Annotated in this window: 14 protein-coding genes; 11 read left to right on the forward strand and 3 right to left on the reverse strand. The window is 72.2% G+C overall.

Annotation, left to right across the window (positions count from 1 at the left end):
* Window positions 1-16 precede the first annotated feature (16 nt).
* The 9 genes from ACIP5O_RS00875 to ACIP5O_RS00915 all read left to right on the forward strand — a co-directional run bounded on the left by ACIP5O_RS00875 (window position 17) and on the right by ACIP5O_RS00915 (window position 10,051).
* The gene (locus ACIP5O_RS00875) at window positions 17-802 is read left to right on the forward strand and encodes a hypothetical protein (protein WP_401286906.1); all 786 of its coding nucleotides are present in this window, start codon (window positions 17-19) and stop codon (window positions 800-802) included.
* Between the two features lie 199 nt (window positions 803-1,001).
* Window positions 1,002-1,775, forward strand: coding sequence for a YcnI family protein (locus ACIP5O_RS00880; protein ID WP_401286909.1), 774 nt, complete (start codon window positions 1,002-1,004; stop codon window positions 1,773-1,775).
* Window positions 1,776-1,814: 39 nt separating this feature from the next.
* Window positions 1,815-2,555: an SCO family protein gene (locus ACIP5O_RS00885; protein WP_401286911.1), complete on the forward strand. Its 741-nt coding sequence runs from the start codon at window positions 1,815-1,817 to the stop codon at window positions 2,553-2,555.
* The gene (locus ACIP5O_RS00890) at window positions 2,552-3,022 is read left to right on the forward strand and encodes a copper chaperone PCu(A)C (RefSeq protein WP_401286913.1); all 471 of its coding nucleotides are present in this window, start codon (window positions 2,552-2,554) and stop codon (window positions 3,020-3,022) included. Before ACIP5O_RS00885 ends, ACIP5O_RS00890 begins: the two co-directional genes overlap by 4 nt.
* A gap of 24 nt (window positions 3,023-3,046) precedes the next feature.
* Window positions 3,047-5,035 (forward strand): copper resistance protein CopC, encoded by a 1,989-nt coding sequence (locus ACIP5O_RS00895; protein ID WP_401286916.1) that lies wholly within the window; start codon window positions 3,047-3,049, stop codon window positions 5,033-5,035.
* A gap of 6 nt (window positions 5,036-5,041) precedes the next feature.
* Window positions 5,042-6,343, forward strand: coding sequence for an iron uptake transporter deferrochelatase/peroxidase subunit (efeB, locus tag ACIP5O_RS00900; protein WP_401286920.1), 1,302 nt, complete (start codon window positions 5,042-5,044; stop codon window positions 6,341-6,343).
* Between the two features lie 192 nt (window positions 6,344-6,535).
* A complete protein-coding gene (gene pheA, locus ACIP5O_RS00905; RefSeq protein WP_030209318.1) occupies window positions 6,536-7,471 on the forward strand; it encodes a prephenate dehydratase in 936 nt (311 codons plus the stop codon).
* A 487-nt stretch (window positions 7,472-7,958) separates the two neighbouring features.
* The gene (serS, locus tag ACIP5O_RS00910; protein WP_401286923.1) at window positions 7,959-9,248 is read left to right on the forward strand and encodes a serine--tRNA ligase; all 1,290 of its coding nucleotides are present in this window, start codon (window positions 7,959-7,961) and stop codon (window positions 9,246-9,248) included.
* On the forward strand, window positions 9,245-10,051 hold the full coding sequence (locus ACIP5O_RS00915; RefSeq protein ID WP_356539750.1) for an HAD family hydrolase: 807 nt from the start codon (window positions 9,245-9,247) through the stop codon (window positions 10,049-10,051). The genes serS and ACIP5O_RS00915 overlap by 4 nt, the downstream gene beginning before the upstream one ends.
* Window positions 10,052-10,238: 187 nt before the next feature.
* Here the strand turns inward: ACIP5O_RS00915 and ACIP5O_RS00920 are convergent, their stop codons facing one another.
* Window positions 10,239-10,844 carry a rhomboid-like protein gene (locus ACIP5O_RS00920; RefSeq protein WP_401286927.1) on the reverse strand — a complete coding sequence of 202 codons (606 nt, stop codon included), beginning with the start codon at window positions 10,842-10,844 and terminating at the stop codon, window positions 10,239-10,241.
* A 99-nt stretch (window positions 10,845-10,943) separates the two neighbouring features.
* Window positions 10,944-12,347: a dihydrolipoyl dehydrogenase gene (gene lpdA / locus ACIP5O_RS00925; protein WP_401286930.1), complete on the reverse strand. Its 1,404-nt coding sequence runs from the start codon at window positions 12,345-12,347 to the stop codon at window positions 10,944-10,946.
* Window positions 12,348-12,470: 123 nt separating this feature from the next.
* Between lpdA and ACIP5O_RS00930 the strand changes: the two genes are divergently transcribed.
* Entirely contained in the window at window positions 12,471-13,151 is a 681-nt protein-coding gene (locus ACIP5O_RS00930) for a FadR/GntR family transcriptional regulator (protein ID WP_401286933.1), read from the forward strand.
* Window positions 13,152-13,186: 35 nt separating this feature from the next.
* Complete coding sequence (locus ACIP5O_RS00935) at window positions 13,187-14,587, forward strand: MFS transporter (RefSeq protein ID WP_401286936.1); 1,401 nt, start codon at window positions 13,187-13,189, stop codon at window positions 14,585-14,587.
* 183 nt (window positions 14,588-14,770) lie between these two features.
* On the opposite strand, the gene ACIP5O_RS00940 is transcribed toward ACIP5O_RS00935, so the two are convergent.
* Window positions 14,771-15,490 (reverse strand): ABC transporter permease, encoded by a 720-nt coding sequence (locus tag ACIP5O_RS00940; RefSeq protein WP_401286938.1) that lies wholly within the window; start codon window positions 15,488-15,490, stop codon window positions 14,771-14,773.
* Window positions 15,491-15,492 lie beyond the last annotated feature (2 nt).

Here is a 15,492-nt window from a genome sequence, read left to right on the forward strand (position 1 = left end):
CGATGATGGGCCCGCCATGTCTGCCCCCGCGCTCGGCCCACGACTGCTGAGGGCCGCGGTGTTCACCGCGGTCTGTGTCGTGCTGTCCGCGCTGGGACACGCCCTCGCGGCGTGCGCGGGCGTCGCCCCGTGGTCCCTGGCCGCCGGTTTCCTCGGCGTGTTCGGGATCGCCGTCCTCTTCGGCGGACGCGAACGCTCCCTCGGCTCCGTCGTCGGCGCCCTCGCGGCCGGACAGCTCGGCCTGCACGTCCTCTTCGGCCTCGGGCAGCACCGACTCACCCTGGGCGCCCAGGCCGACGACGCCCTCGTCCGGATGGCGGCGCGCCTGGTCTGCGGGGCCGGGGCCGCGTCCCTCAGCCCCACCGACGCCACCAGGATCCTCACCGACGCCGGGCTCGACCCGGCCGCCGCCCACGCCCACGCGGGACACGGCGCGGCCGCCGCGGCGGCCGTCCCCGCCGACGGCCTGCTGCCCGGCCTGCCCATGCTCCTGGGGCACCTGCTCGCCGCCCTGGCCACGGGCTGGCTGCTGCGGCGCGGCGACCGCGCCCTCGGCCGGCTCGTCGACCTCTCCGAGCAGGGCGTGACGGAGCTCGCGGAGCACGCCCGGGTCCGCTCGCTGCGGGCCGCGCTCCGCCTCGTACGGGTCCTGCTCGCCGGGCTGCCGTCGGCGGCGCGCACCGGGCACCGGCGGACCCTCCGCACGGCCTTCGACTCCTCGCCGCCGCCGGTGGCCGAGGCGCTCAGGGACACGGTGATCAGGCGCGGCCCGCCGGCCGCCGACTGCGTCCTCGCAGCCTGACGCGGTCCGCTCGACAAGAGGAGCGGGGCCGCGTTCGTCCGCACGCCCGCCCGGATTTCCGTCCCGGATTCCTGTTCCGGGTTTCCGTCTGGGTTCCTGTTCCGGGTTCCCGTCCTGGGTTCCCGTCCCGGATTCCCGTCCCGGCGTGGCGGACCTTCCCGTCCTTCTCCGTTTCCTCTCCGAGCTGGAGTGTCCCGTCATGAGCGTTTCCCGCATCTCCACCCGCGCCGCCCTCGCCGGGGGCATCGCCCTCTCCTCCGTCGTGCTGCTCTCCGGCACCGCCTTCGCGCACGTCAGCGTGCAGCCGCAGGGCGAAGCCGCCAAGGGCGGCTACGCGACCGTCAACATCAAGGTGCCGAACGAGCGCGACAACGCCTCCACCGTGAAGCTGGAGGTCAACTTCCCGCTCGACCACCCGCTCGCCTCCGTCATGCCGCAGCCCGTCCCCGGCTGGAAGGCCGAGGTGACGAAGAGCAAGCTCGACAAGCCGCTGGAGCTGCACGGCAAGAAGATCAACGAGGCCGTCTCCAAGGTCACCTGGACCGCCGACGGCTCGGGGATCGGCCCCGGTGAGTTCCAGCAGTTCCCGCTCTCCCTCGGACAGCTGCCCGAGGACGCCGACCAGCTGGTCCTCAAGTCGGTCCAGACGTACTCCAACAAGGAGGTCGTCCGCTGGATCGAGGAGCAGAAGGAGGGCGCCGAGGAGCCGCAGAACCCGGCCCCCGTCCTGAAGCTCTCCGCCGCGTCCGACGACCACCACGGCGGCGGCGCCGCGCCGTCCGCCTCCGCCTCCGCCGGGGAGAAGGACGGTCACGACGACAAGGCGGGCGACCACGAGAAGGAGACCGTGGCTTCCCCCTCTTCCTCTTCCTCCTCCGACACCACCGCCCGGATCCTCGGCGTCGTCGGCATCCTGGTCGGCGTGGCCGGTGTGGCCTTCGGCGTCCTCGCCGGCCGCCGCCGCTCGGCCTGACGGCCGTACTTCCTCCCGAAGGACACGGAAAGAAACAGCATGTCCGCACAGAAGACGAACACCCCCGAGTCCGAGGGCGGTCCGGCGCGTCCGGGCCGCCCGGGCCGGCGCACCCCCCTGGTCATCGCCGCGGCCGCGATCGCCGCGGCGATCGGGATCACCCTGGCCGTCGGCCTCGGTGACGACGGCAAGACCTCCGGCGCGGGCAAGGGTTCCGTCGCCGAGGTCTCCGGCGGCACCGACTCCACCAGGGCCGCGACCGTCCTGGACCGGCCGTACCCTAAGCCCGCGCTCGTCCTCACCGACACCAAGGGCCAGAAGTACGACCTGCGCGAGCGCACCAAGGGCAAGCCGACCCTGATCTACTTCGGCTACACGCACTGCCCCGACGTCTGCCCCATGACGATGAGCAACATCGCCATCGCCAAGAAGCAGCTCCCCAAGGCCGACCAGGACAAGCTCCAGGTCGTCTTCGTCACCACCGACCCCGAGCGGGACACCTCCGCCGAGCTCGCCCAGTGGCTGCCCGCCGCCGGCGACCCCTCCTTCACCGGTCTCACCGGCGACTTCTCCGCCATCCAGGCGGGCGCCCGGCAGATCGGCATCGGCATCGACCCGCCGAAGAAGGAGAAGGACGGCAAGGTCGTCTCCATGCACGGGGCCCAGGTGATCGCCTTCTCGCCCACCACCGACCAGGGCTACGTCCTGTACGGCGAGGACACGACCGTCGAGGACTACGCCAAGGACCTGCCGAAGCTCATCAAGGGGGAGAACCCGTGAACCGCCGCACCACCACCCTGTCCGCCGCCGTGGCCCTCGCCGCCTCGCTCGCGCTGACCGGGTGCTCGTCCTCGTCCGACGGCCCGGCCGGGAACGGCAAGCCGGAGCTGAAGGTCAGCGGCGCGTTCATGCCCCAGCCGGTGATGGACATGGCCGGCGGCTTCCTCACCATCACCAACGACGGCGACACGGCCGACCGGCTGACCTCCGTCACCAGCCCGATCTCGGACGACGTCACGATCCACGAGACGAAGAACCAGAAGATGCAGGAGGTGAAGTTCTTCGACATCCCCGCGAACGGAAAGCTCTCCCTGGCACGCGGGGGCAACCACATCATGTTCATGTCGCTGAAGGAGAAGCCCGAGCAGGGCGACAAGGTCAGCGTCGAGCTCCACTTCGAGAAGTCCGACCCGATCAAGGTCGACCTTCCCGTCGAGGCCGCCAACCACAACCCGCAGCAGCACTGAACGCGTTGACGGAGTGACCCAGAGATGACGACCACCGCCCCGCGCCTCGGCACCGCCCTGGCACGGCTGCTGATCCTCGCGGCCGCGCTCCTCGGCACGCTGCTCGCCGGCGCCGCGCCCGCCTCCGCGCACGCGGCGCTCACCGGCAGCGACCCGAAGGACGGGGCGGTGGTCGTCACCGCGCCCAAGGAGGTCAACCTCACCTTCTCCGAACAGGTCGCCATGAGCGCCGACTCCATCCGGGTCCTCGACCCGGCGGGACGGCGGGCCGACACCGGCGAGATACGCGACCTCTGCAGCGGCTCCGTCGTGCGGTACGGGGTAGGGCTCCGCGCCGGGCTGCCCGACGGCACGTACACCGTGGCCTGGCAGGCCGTCTCCGCCGACAGCCACCCCGTCGCCGGCGCCTTCACCTTCTCCATCGGGGCCCCCTCCCAGACCTCCGTCGCCCTGCCCGACCAGAAGCCCGGCGGCGGACTCGTCGGGGCCCTCTACGGCATCGCGCGCTACCTCTCGTACGCCGGTTTCGCCGTCCTCGTCGGCGGCGGCACCTTCGTCCTGGTCTGCTGGCCGCGCGGCGCGAGCGTCCGCCCGGTGCAGCGGACGGTGGTGCGGGCCTGGCTGACCCTCACCGGCGCCACCCTGGTGATGCTGCTCCTGCGCAACCCGTACACCGGCTCCGGCGAGCTCTCCGACGCCTTCGACCTCGCGGGCCTGAAGAGCGTCCTGGAGACGAAGACCGGGGCCGCGCTCACCTCCCGGCTGCTGCTGCTCGGCGCGGCCGCCCTCTTCGTGGCCGTCCTCTTCGGCTCCTACACCCGGCGCACCGACCCGAAGGAGAAGAGGGACCTCGTCTTCGGCCTCGGCATGGGCGGCACCGTGGTGGCCACCGGGATCGCCGGCACCTGGGCCCTGGCCGAGCACGCCTCGACCGGGATCCAGCCGGGCATCGCCATGCCCGTGGACATCCTGCACCTCCTCGCCGTGGCCGCCTGGCTCGGCGGCCTCACCGTCCTGCTGGTCGCCCTCCACCGGGCGCCCTCCGTCGAACGCAGCGCCGTCGAACGCTTCTCCAAGGTCGCCTTCGCCTCCGTGGCCGTCCTCGCGGCCACCGGGCTCTACCAGTCCTGGCGCCAGGTCGGCTCCTGGTCCGCCCTGACCGGCACCCGCTACGGTCAGCTCCTCCTCGTCAAGATCGGACTGATGGGCGTCCTCGTCGGGATCGCCTGGATCTCCCGCCGGTGGACACAGAGGCTCGCGGACCTGCCTTCGCCGGAGGGCCTGCCTTCGGCGGAGAAGGAGACGGGGGAGGGAGAGGAAGCGGAGGACACCGCGGAGCCCGAGGAAGCGGAGGAGACCGAGGAAGCGGAGGAGACCCAGGAAGCGGAGGAGACCGAGGGCGGCGAGGCTTCTGCGGCCGCCTCCGGCGTCGATCCCGAGCGGGCCGCCCAACTCGCCCGCCAGCGGGCCGCCGTGGCCACCGCCCGGCGCAAGCGGGAGCGGGACGCCGACCCCGAGCGGTCCGGGCTGCGCCGCTCGGTGCTGACCGAGGCCGCCGTCGCCGTCGTCCTCCTCGCCGTGACCACCGTCCTCACCGCGACCGAACCCGGCCGCACCGAGGAGGAGGCCGGACGGTCCAACGCCGCCTCCGGCCCGGTCGCCGTGCCCGACCGGCCCGTCGACCTCCGGCTGCCCTTCGACACCGGCGGCGTCGACGGCAAGGGCGTCGTGCGGCTCAGCCTCGACCCCGGTCGCACCGGCGCCAACGGGCTGCACCTCTATGTCGAGCGTCCCGATGGCAAGCCGCTGGACGTCCCCGAGATCAAGGTCGCCCTCACCCTGGAGGCGAAGAACGTGGGCCCGCTGCCCGTCGCCCCCGACCGCATCCAGGCCGGACACTGGAGCGCGAGCGGCGTCCAGATCCCGATGCCCGGCGAGTGGCGGATCCAGGTGACCGTCCGTACCTCCGACATCGACCAGACCACCATCGACAAGAACGTGAAGATCGGCTGACCCCCCGTGAGCGAGAGCGACAACAGCGAGCGCGACAAGAGCGAGACCGGCGTCCTGGAGGTCTCCCGGCGACGGCTGCTCGGCACCGTCGGCGCGGCGGGCGCGGCCGGCCTGATCGCCGGCGCGGCCGGCGGCGCCGGGATCTCGGCGGCCGTGTCCGGCGAGGGCACCGCCTCGGCGAACGGCGCCGGCGGCCCGGCGGCCCTGACCACCGTCGGCTCGACCGAGGTGACGTTTCACGGGAAACATCAGGCGGGCATCACCACCCCGCTCCAGGCCCGTGGCCATCTGGTCGCCTTCGACCTCGCCCCCGGAGCCGGGCGCAAGGAGGCCACCGCCCTGATGCGCCGCTGGTCGGCCACGGCGCGGGTGCTGATGGCGGGCAAGGCGACGACCCAGGACACCGGGGTCGCGCTCGACGCGGGCCCCTCCTCCCTCACGGTCACCTTCGGCTTCGGCCGCACCTTCTTCGACCGCACCGGCCTCACCGCCCGGCGCCCCGCCGAGCTGGACCCGCTGCCGGCCTTCTCCTCGGACGCCCTGGACCCCCGGCGCTCGGAGGGCGATCTGTGGGTGCAGATCGGTGCCGACGACGCCCTCGTCGCCTTCCACGCGCTGCGGGCCGTGCAGAAGGACGCGGGGGACGCGGCCCGGGTGCGCTGGCAGATGAACGGCTTCAACCGCTCGGCCGGTGCCACCGCACGGCCGATGACCTCCCGCAACCTCATGGGCCAGGTCGACGGCACCCGCAACCCGAAGCCCGCCGACCCCGACTTCGACCGGCGGATCTTCGTCCCGGCCGGGGCCACCGGCGCCGAGGAGTGGATGGCCGGCGGTTCGTACGCGGTGGTGCGCCGGATCCGGATGCTCCTGGACGACTGGGAGAAGCTGCCGCTGGGCGAGCAGGAGAAGGTGATCGGGCGCCGGAAGTCCGACGGGGCCCCGCTCACCGGCGGCACCGAGACCACCGAGCTCGACCTGAACAAGCGCGGCCCCGACGGCGGAACGGTGATCCCCGACAACGCCCACGCCCGGATCTCCGCCCCCGAACAGAACGGCGGGGCGGCGATGCTGCGCAGGCCGTTCTCCTTCCACGACGGCATCGGTCCGGACGGGACGCCGGATGCCGGTCTCCTCTTCGTCTGCTGGCAGGCGGACCCGCTCCGGGGCTTCGTCCCGGTGCAGCGCAAGCTCGACCGGGGCGACGCGCTGTCCCCGTTCATCCGCCACGAGTCGAGCGGCCTCTTCGCGGTGCCGGGCGGCCCCGCCGAGGGCGAGTACGTGGGTCAGCGCCTCCTGGAGGCGTGAGACCGCCCGGACGACGACCGCCGCGAGGCGTCCGGCCGGTGGAGGGGCCGGGCGCCGGGGCCCGGCCGGCGTCGGAGCAGGGCGCGGTCGCCCGACGGGTGACGGAGCACGGCGCCGACGCCCGGCCGGTGGTGGGCAGCGGTGTCCGGCGGACGGCCGTCGGCGGCCTCCGGGGACCATTAGGGTGACGGTATGTCCGCCACCCGGTACACCTATCTCGGCCCCGAAGGCACCTTCACCGAAGCGGCGCTCCGCACGCTGCCCGAGGCCGCGACGCGGGAGCTCGTCCCCATGGTCTCGGTCCCGGCCGCCCTCGACGCCGTCCGGAACGGGGAGGCCGCCGCCGCGCTCGTCCCGATCGAGAACTCGGTCGAGGGCGGGGTGACCGCGACCCTGGACGAACTGGCCTCCGGCGAGCCGCTGATGATCTACCGCGAGGTGCTCCTGCCGATCGCCTTCGCGCTCCTCGTCCGGCCCGGGACCGAACTCTCGGAGATCAAGACGGTCACGGGCCACCCGGTGGCCCAGCCACAGGTCCGGAACTGGCTGCGGAAGCACCTGCCCGACGCCGTGTGGGAGTCGGCCGCGTCCAACGCGGACGGGGCCCGGCTGGTGCGGGAGGGCCGCTTCGACGCCGCCTTCGCGGGGGAGTTCGCGGCGGCGACGTACGGCTTGGAGGCGCTGGTCACCGAGATCCACGACGCGGAGAACGCCGAGACCCGCTTCGTGCTCGTGGGCCGGCCGGCCCGGCCCGCGGCCCCGACGGGCGCGGACAAGACCTCGGTGGTGCTGTGGCTGGGTGACGATCATCCGGGTGCCCTCCTCGAACTGCTCCAGGAATTCGCGGTGCGCGGGGTGAACCTGATGCTGATTCAGTCCCGTCCCACGGGAGCGGGGATCGGGAACTACTGCTTCGCCGTGGACGCCGAGGGCCATATCGCGGACCGGCGGGTGGGGGAGGCGCTGATGGGGCTCAAGCGGATCTGCCCCAAGGTGCGCTTCCTCGGCTCGTACCCGCGGGCGGGCGTCGCGGTCGAGGACGTGCGGGTGCTGCGGCGCGGCACCTCGGACGGGGAGTTCATGGCGGCCTCCGACTGGTTGGCGAGGGCCCAGGACGGTCGGGCCTGATCCGAGAATGACGGATCGCCCTCCGGAGCGTGCGCGGTCGTCCACAGGTACGAACCACTAGTCCTACCTGCATACTTTTCAGTTACCCACAGAGGTTATCCACAGGTATTCCGTGCGACCTGGGGACAAGTCGACACCGCAGTCCGGCAAGGTCGACAAATCGCCCTGGTCAATCCCCTCCACCGAGGGCACCATCCACAGCGCTCCACCCGTGCCCCCGTCAGCATCCCCCATAGGACCCACTCTTCGGAGTGAGCGATTCCCACCCGAATGAGCGTCTCGATGCGGTTTGATCACGGATTTCCCAGGCGTGGGGCGAGAAAAGCCTGGGACTCTTTCGGTAGTCCACAGAACTTCCGCACAGCCTGTGGATAACTAAATGCACGCGTCCCGCGCCCGGCATTTCCGGAAGTGGCAATTCGGGTGAAATGACACACGCCCCCTTATCCGGTGGGGTCGTGCCGACACGCACCGGTAGCCTGGTGGGGTGATTGACCTTCGCCTGCTCCGTGAGGACCCCGACCGTGTTCGCGCCTCCCAGCGTGCCCGTGGAGAGGACGTCTCCCTCGTCGACGCCCTGCTCTCCGCCGACGAGCGGCGCAGGTCGTCCGGCGTCCGCTTCGACGAGCTCCGATCCGAGCAGAAGGCGCTCGGCAAGCTGATCCCCAGGGCCACCCCGGAGGAGCGCGCCGAGCTCCTGCAGAAGGCCGAGCAGCTCAAGACCGACGTCAAGGCCGCCGAGGCCGAGCAGAACGAGGCCGACGAGACGGCCAAGCGTCTGCTGCTCCAGCTCGGGAACATCGTCCACACGGACGTCCCGGTCGGCGGCGAGGAGGACTTCGTCGTCCTGGAGACGCACGGCACCGTCCGCGACTTCGCGGCCGAGGGCTTCGAGCCCAAGGACCACCTGGAGCTGGGCGAGGCGCTCGGCGCCATCGACGTGGAGCGGGGCGCCAAGGTCTCCGGCTCGCGCTTCTACTACCTGACCGGCGTCGGCGCCCTCCTGGAACTGGCCCTGGTCAACGCGGCGATCGCCCAGGCCACCGAGGCCGGCTTCATCCCCATGCTGACCCCCGCGCTCGTCCGCCCGCGCGCCATGGAGGGCACCGGCTTCCTCGGCCAGGCCGCGGAGAACGTGTACCACCTGGAGAAGGACGACTACTACCTCGTCGGCACCTCCGAGGTCCCCCTCGCCGCGTACCACATGGACGAGATCATCGACGCCGACAAGCTGCCGCTGCGGTACGCGGGCTTCTCGCCCTGCTTCCGCCGCGAGGCCGGCACGTACGGCAAGGACACCCGCGGCATCTTCCGCGTCCACCAGTTCGACAAGGTCGAGATGTTCTCGTACGTCGCGCCCGAGGAGGCGGAGAACGAGCACAAGCGCCTCCTGGAGTGGGAGAAGCAGTGGCTGACCGGTCTGGAACTGCCGTTCCAGGTCATCGACGTCGCCACCGGTGACCTCGGCGCCTCCGCCTCCCGCAAGTTCGACTGCGAGGCGTGGATCCCGACCCAGGGCAAGTACCGCGAGCTGACCTCGGCGTCGAACTGCGACAGCTTCCAGGCCCGCCGCCTCTCCGTCCGCATGCGCGACGAGCAGGGCGGCAAGAAGACGGTGCAGCCGCTGGCCACCCTGAACGGCACGCTGTGCGCCGTACCGCGCACGATCGTGGCGATCCTGGAGAACCACCAGCTGGCCGACGGTTCGGTGCGGGTGCCCGAGGTGCTCCGGCCGTACCTCGGCGGCCGTGAGGTCCTGGAGCCGATCGCCAAGTGAGCCCCTTCCCCTACCGCCTGGTCGCGACGGACCTCGACGGGACGCTGCTGCGGTCCGACGAGTCCGTCTCGGACCGTACGCGGAACGCGCTCGCCGCCGCGACGGCGGCGGGCGCCGCCCACATCGTGGTCACCGGCCGGGCGGTGCCCTGGACCCGGCACATCCTCGACGACCTCGGCTACGAGGGGATCGCGGTGTGCGGGCAGGGCGCGCAGGTCTACCACGCCGGTGAGCACCGGCTGCTGACCTCGCTGACCCTGGACCGGCAGCTCGCCGGTCTCGCCCTGTCCAAGATCGAGGCCGAGGTGGGCCCGCTGGCCCTCGCCGCGAGCCGCGACGGCCTGGAGGGCGAGGTCCTGATGGGCCCCGGCTACCGGGTCCACGAGGGACCGCTGCCGTACGTGCCGTACGAGGACCCGGCGGAGCTGTGGTCGGCGCCGCTGACCAAGCTCTACATCCAGCACCCGACGCTGACCGACGACGAGCTGACCCGGGCCGCCCGCGCCACGGTCGGCGGGCTCGTGGACATCGTCATGGCGGGCCCCGGCATCGTGGAGATCCTCCCGCTCGGCCTCAGCAAGGCGACGGGGCTCTCGCTCGCCGCGCGCCGGCTGGGCGTGAAGGCGGCGGAGACGATCGCCTTCGGCGACATGCCCAACGACATCCCGATGTTCGGCTGGGCGGCCCACGGCGTGGCCATGGGCAACGCGCACACGGAGCTGCGGGCGGTGGCCGACGAGGTGACCACCTCGAACGAGGAGGACGGCATCGCGGTCGTCCTGGAGCGCCTGCTGGCCGGCTGAACCGGCCCGAGGCCTTCGGAGAAAGAGCCCGGGGCTCTCGGAACGAGGTTCTCGAAACAAGGCTCTCGGAACGAAGCTCTCGGAACGAGGTTCTCGGAAAAGGAGGGGCGGCCCGCGCGGACCGTGGTCCGCGCGCTCGAAGCGGCCGCCCCTCCCCCTCGGGAGATCCCCCGTGTCCCCCGTACGCCTAGTGTGCGCCGGGTCGCCCTTCGTGTGCGACCGGTTTTTCGCGCGTCAGCGGGTAGCAGGCGAGGCCGACGGCCAGGGCGATCGTGTGCCCGAGATCGGTGTACGTGCGGTCGGTGACGAGCGGGACGACGAAGAACGCGAGCACGCCCGCCAGGTAGAGCCGGCGCCAGGGGCGGGGAAGCCGGTGGGTGAGGATGCCCGCCGAGGCGGCGAGCCCGTAGCTGACCCCGATGTCGACGACGTGCGCCATGCTGCGCGGCACGTCGTGGAGGCGGATGGCCGCCAGGACCACCTGCTGGCTGACGAGCGTCGCCGTGACGTGCGCGGCGGCGACGGTGAAGAGCCACTTCGCGGTGCCGAGCCAGCGCTCCACGGGCGCGTGCAGGAGCTCGAAGAGCACCGCGTACAGCACGATGCCGGCCGGGTCCTCGATCCAGAACGCGCTGCCGAGCAGGGCCCGGACCGGATGGTGCGCGAGCTGGTGCAGGTTGCTGCTGTTGCGGTGGAGGAAGTAGTCCTGCACGCCGGTGGGCGCGAGCGCGAGGACGAGGCTGGTGAGCGCGATGACCGCCAGCCACACGTGCGTACCGGGTGACGAACGCACCCACGACCTGATCGGCCGGGACGGTTCGCCACCCGGAGAGGTTCTGCTCGGCACCTTTCAGTGCCTATCACCCGGACCTGTCAGGTCGCGGGAGGAACCTCAGAAATTGATCATGTGTCCGGCGATCCCGTGGATCGCCTCCTTCACGGCCTCGCCCAGGGTCGGGTGCGCGTGGACGTTCCGGGCGACCTCGTGGACCGTGAGGTCCCACTGCTGGGCCAGGGTCAGCTCGGGCAGCAGCTCGGTGACGTCGGGACCGATCAGGTGGGCGCCGATGATCTCGCCGTACTTGGCGTCCGCGACGATCTTGACGAAGCCGGTGGCGTCACCGAGGCCGTGCGCCTTGCCGTTCGCGGTGAAGGGGAACTTCGCGACCTTGACGTCGAAGCCCTTCTCGCGCGCCTGCTTCTCGGTCCAGCCGAAGCTGGCGATCTGCGGCTGGCAGTAGGTGGCGCGCGGGATCATCGGGTAGTCGAGCTCCATCGTCTCGGCGTCCGCGATGGTCTCGGAGGCGATGACGCCCATGGCCTCGGCGGTGTGCGCGAGCATCAGCTTCGCGGTGACGTCGCCGATGGCGTAGATGTGCGGCACGGAGGTGCGGCAGCGGCCGTCGACGTCGATCGCGCCGCGCTCGGTCAGGGCGACGCCGGTGTTCTCCAGGCCGTAGCCGGTGACGTTCGGGGCGAAGCCGATCGCCTGGAGGACCTTGTCGGCCTCCAGGACCTTCTGGGCGCCGTCCTTGCCGGTGACGGTGACGCGGACCTGCGGGCCGGACTCGTCGATGGTCTCGACGCGGGTCGAGGTCAGGACGTCGATGCCGAGCTTGCGGTACTGCTTCGCCAGCTCCTTGGAGACGTCCTCGTCCTCCAGCGGGGCGATGCGGTCGAGGAACTCGACGATCGTGACCTTGGTGCCGTAGTTGTTCAGGACGTACGCGAACTCGATGCCGATCGCGCCGGCGCCGGCGATGACGATCGACTGCGGGGCGTCCTCGGCGAGGATCTGCTCCTCGTACGTCACCACGCGGTCGGTGCGGGACGTGCCCGGCAGCAGGCGCGGGGTGGCGCCGGTGGCGATGATGCAGTTGTCGAAGGCGATCGTCTGCGTGCTGCCGTCGGACGTGGCCACCTGGAGGGTGTTCGCGTCGAGGAAGGTGCCCCGGCCGTCGAACTCGGTGATCCCGTTCTTCTTCATCAGGTAGTGGACGCCCTTGACGCGGCCGTCCGCGACCGTACGGCTGCGGCGGAACGCCTCCGTGTAGTCGAAGGAGACGGTGCCGTCGACCTTGATGCCGAAGGTCTTGGCCTCGTGGTGGAAGATGTGGGCGAGTTCGGCGTTGCGCAGCAGCGCCTTGGTGGGGATGCAGCCGACGTTCAGACAGACGCCGCCCCAGTACTTCTCCTCGACGACCGCGACCCGCTTGCCGAGCTGGGCGGCGCGGATGGCGGCGACGTAACCGCCGGGGCCGGCTCCGAGCACGACGACGTCGAAGCGGTCTGACATGACTGACTCCCGAGGGTGATGAGGGTGTGCGGTCCGCGTACGGCCCCACAGTAGTCCGGCGCCTTCGGGGTGGTGAGTTGTAGGATGACTGGGCAACCGGGCAAATGGAGAGGTCGGGACGGCATGGCACTCAGGGCGGCGGGACGGACCTCGCTGGTGGACTCCGCGGTGGAACAGCTCCGCGGTCAGCTCGCGGGCGGGGAGTGGTCGGTCGGCGACCGCATCCCCACCGAGCACGAGCTCGCGCAGCAGCTCGGAGTGGGCCGCAACACCGTCCGCGAGGCCGTCCGGGTCCTCGTCCACGCCGGGCTCCTGGAGTCCCGCCAGGGCAACGGCACCTTCGTCCGGTCCACGGCGGATCCGGCGGCCGTCCTGCACGGGGTACGGCACGCGGGCGCGGCCGACGTGCTCGAACTCCGGGTCGCCCTGGAGGCCGAGGCGGCCCGGCTCGCCGCCGCCCGGCGCGACACCCACGACCTGCTGCGGCTGCGGGCCGCCCTGACCACCCTGCGGGAGGAGGGCGACCGGGACGCCGACGCGGACCTCGCCTTCCACCTGGCGGTCGTCGGCGCGACCCACAACGCGGCCTTCGTGGAGGTCTACCGCTTCTTCTCCACCCAGGTCCACGAGGTCCTGGTGGAGGCCCTCGGCGACCGGGAGATGCCGCCGGTCGACATCGACGCCCACGAGGCCCTGGTGGCCGCCGTCGAGGCGGGCGATCCGGAGGCGGCGGAACGCCAGGCCCGCGAGCTGCTGCGGGTGCCGATGGAGACGGTGACGGCGCTGACGGAGCGGACCCGATGAGCGCCGGAGCACGTACGTCCGGTACGGAGGCACGTATGTCCGGTACGGAGGCGGGCGCACCGGCGCCCGTGACCGCACCCGACACCACGCACACCCCCGACTCCGCGCCCGAGCCCGGCTCCACGTCCGAGCCCGGCTCCACGTCCGAGCCCGCCTCCACGCCCGTGTCCGGCTCCACGCCGGGCCCCGCGTCCGTGCTCGTCGACGCCGAGGTCGGGGTCCGGTCCTCGGCGGCCGGGGCGGCGGCCCGGCGTGCCCTGCTCGCGCACCCGGCGCTGCTCCTCGTGGGGATCGTGCTGGCCTCGCTCAACATGCGCGCGGCCCTGGCGAGCGTGGCTCCCCTGGTCGGCGAGATATCCGCCGCCTTCGGGCTCTCCGCGACGGCGAGTTCGCTCGTCACCTCGGTGCCGGTGCTCTTCCTCGGCGTGGGCGCGGCGGTGGCGCCGTGGCTGGGGCGCCGGTTCGGTGCCGAGCACGTGCTGTTCGCGGCGCTCCTCCTGCTCGGGGTCGGCGTCCTCGCGCGCGTCCTGCCGTCCGTGTACGCGCTGTACGGCGGCGGGATCCTCGTCGGGACGGCGATCGCCCTGCTCAACGTGCTCATGCCGGGCCTGATCAAGCGTGACTTCCCGGACCGGGCCGCGGCGATGACCTCGGTCTACACGGGGGCGATGATCGCGGGCGCCACGGTGGCCGCGGCGGCGGCCGTCCCCCTGGAGAAGGCCCTGGGCGGCGGCTGGGAGGCCTCCCTCGGATTCTGGTCGCTGCTCGCCGCGGTGGCGGCGCTCGCCTGGCTGCCCCAGGTGCTGATCGCCCGCGGCCGTACGGGGCATGCCGTACGGGCCGTCCCGGCCGGTGGCGCCCGCCCGGTGAACGTCTGGCGCTCGGCGCTCGCCTGGCAGGTCACCCTCTTCATGGGCCTGCAGTCGCTCTGGACGTACGTGCTGATCGCCTGGATGCCGACGATCTTCGTCGACCACGGGATGGACCGCTCCACCGCCGGTGTGGTCTTCGCCTTCAACAACCTGGTGCAGGTGGCGGGCGCCTTCGTGGTGCCGCTCCTCGCCGGCCGGATGCGGAGCCAGCGCCCGCTGATCGTGCTCGTCACCACGCTGGTCGCGGCCGGTTACGCCGGGCTGATGGTGGCGCCGGTGGAGGGCGCCTGGCTCTGGTCGGCGCTCCTCGGTGTCGGTCAGGGCGGTGCGGTCGGGCTCGCCCTGACCCTGATCGTGCTGCGCTCCGGGGACGCGGTGACCGCGGCCGGGCTCTCGGGGATGGCCCAGACGGTCGGCTATCTGCTCGCCGCCGCGGGCCCGCTGGCGGCCGGCGCCCTCCACGAGGCCACCGGCTCCTGGACCGCGCCGATCTGCGTCGTCCTCGGCGTCTGCGCGACGGCCCTGACCGTGGGGCTCCTCGCGGCCCGGAACCGCACGGTCTGAAGACCCCGGCCGGCGTGGCGGGGGCTGAGAAACGGCTCGGCCGGCGTGGCGGGGGCTGAGAAACGGCCCGGCCGGCGGGGAGCCGAGGAACCGACCGGCGTGGCGGGGCGGCTCCGGGAGGGCCTCCCGGCTCCGGGGGCGACGACCCTCGGAGCCGTACCGCTTCCGTGTCCCTCTCCGGGCCTACTCCTCGCCGGCCAGGGTCAGGCGGCGGAGCTTCTGGCCGGCGAACCAGGTCGCCGCGACCGTGACCGCCACCAGGAGGACCACCGCCGTGGGAAGTCCGACCTCGGAGGTGACCAGGCCGTCGCCGGTGACCTTCTCCGCGAGGGCGAGCGCCCACTGCTGGACGCTCAGGGTGCGGGCGCCCGAGATCAGGGAGCCGAAGAGGGTCTCCCACACCAGGGCGTAGACGAGTCCGATCACCACGGCGTGCCGGCTGACCGTGCCGAGCAGCAGGAACAGGGCGCTGTAGGCGATGGAGGCCACGAGCGCCGCCACCGTGTAGGCCACGGCCACCTGCTGGCCGTTGCCGTTGAGGATGAACCCGGCGATCAGCGTCGGCACGGCCGAGAAGACCATCGTCACCGCGATCGCCACGATCAGCTTCGTGAAGATGATCGCGGGCCGCTTCACCGGCTTGGACAGCAGGTAGACGATCGAGCCGTCGTCGATCTCGGGGCCGATCGCGCCCGTGCCGGCGATCACGCCGATCAGCGGCACCATCGTGGCCAGGGCGAAGCCGCCGAGGACGTCGGCGGCGACCTGGTCGTCCGCGCCGTTGAACATGCGGACCGCCGCCGCGATGACCAGCAGCAGGGCGGGCAGCAGGAAGAGGATCATGGCCCTGCGGCGGCCGAGGAGGGCCCGGTAGGTGAGCCGGGCGACTGTGGGGTTGTACATCG

This window comes from Streptomyces sp. NPDC088915, from assembly GCF_044749825.1.
GTDB lineage: Bacteria > Actinomycetota > Actinomycetes > Streptomycetales > Streptomycetaceae > Streptomyces.

Bases quoted from the DNA above. Each gene is read 5' to 3' on its own strand.
- ACIP5O_RS00935 (WP_401286936.1), top strand. From the start codon at position 13,187: ATGTCCGGTACGGAGGCGGGCGCACCGGCGCCCGTGACCGCACCCGAC.
- ACIP5O_RS00940 (WP_401286938.1), bottom strand. From the start codon at position 15,490: ATGTACAACCCCACAGTCGCCCGGCTCACCTACCGGGCCCTCCTCGGC.
- ACIP5O_RS00880 (WP_401286909.1), top strand. From the start codon at position 1,002: ATGAGCGTTTCCCGCATCTCCACCCGCGCCGCCCTCGCCGGGGGCATC.
- ACIP5O_RS00895 (WP_401286916.1), top strand. From the start codon at position 3,047: ATGACGACCACCGCCCCGCGCCTCGGCACCGCCCTGGCACGGCTGCTG.
- lpdA (WP_401286930.1), bottom strand. From the start codon at position 12,347: ATGTCAGACCGCTTCGACGTCGTCGTGCTCGGAGCCGGCCCCGGCGGT.
- ACIP5O_RS00885 (WP_401286911.1), top strand. From the start codon at position 1,815: ATGTCCGCACAGAAGACGAACACCCCCGAGTCCGAGGGCGGTCCGGCG.
- ACIP5O_RS00875 (WP_401286906.1), top strand. From the start codon at position 17: ATGTCTGCCCCCGCGCTCGGCCCACGACTGCTGAGGGCCGCGGTGTTC.
- ACIP5O_RS00930 (WP_401286933.1), top strand. From the start codon at position 12,471: ATGGCACTCAGGGCGGCGGGACGGACCTCGCTGGTGGACTCCGCGGTG.
- pheA (WP_030209318.1), top strand. From the start codon at position 6,536: ATGTCCGCCACCCGGTACACCTATCTCGGCCCCGAAGGCACCTTCACC.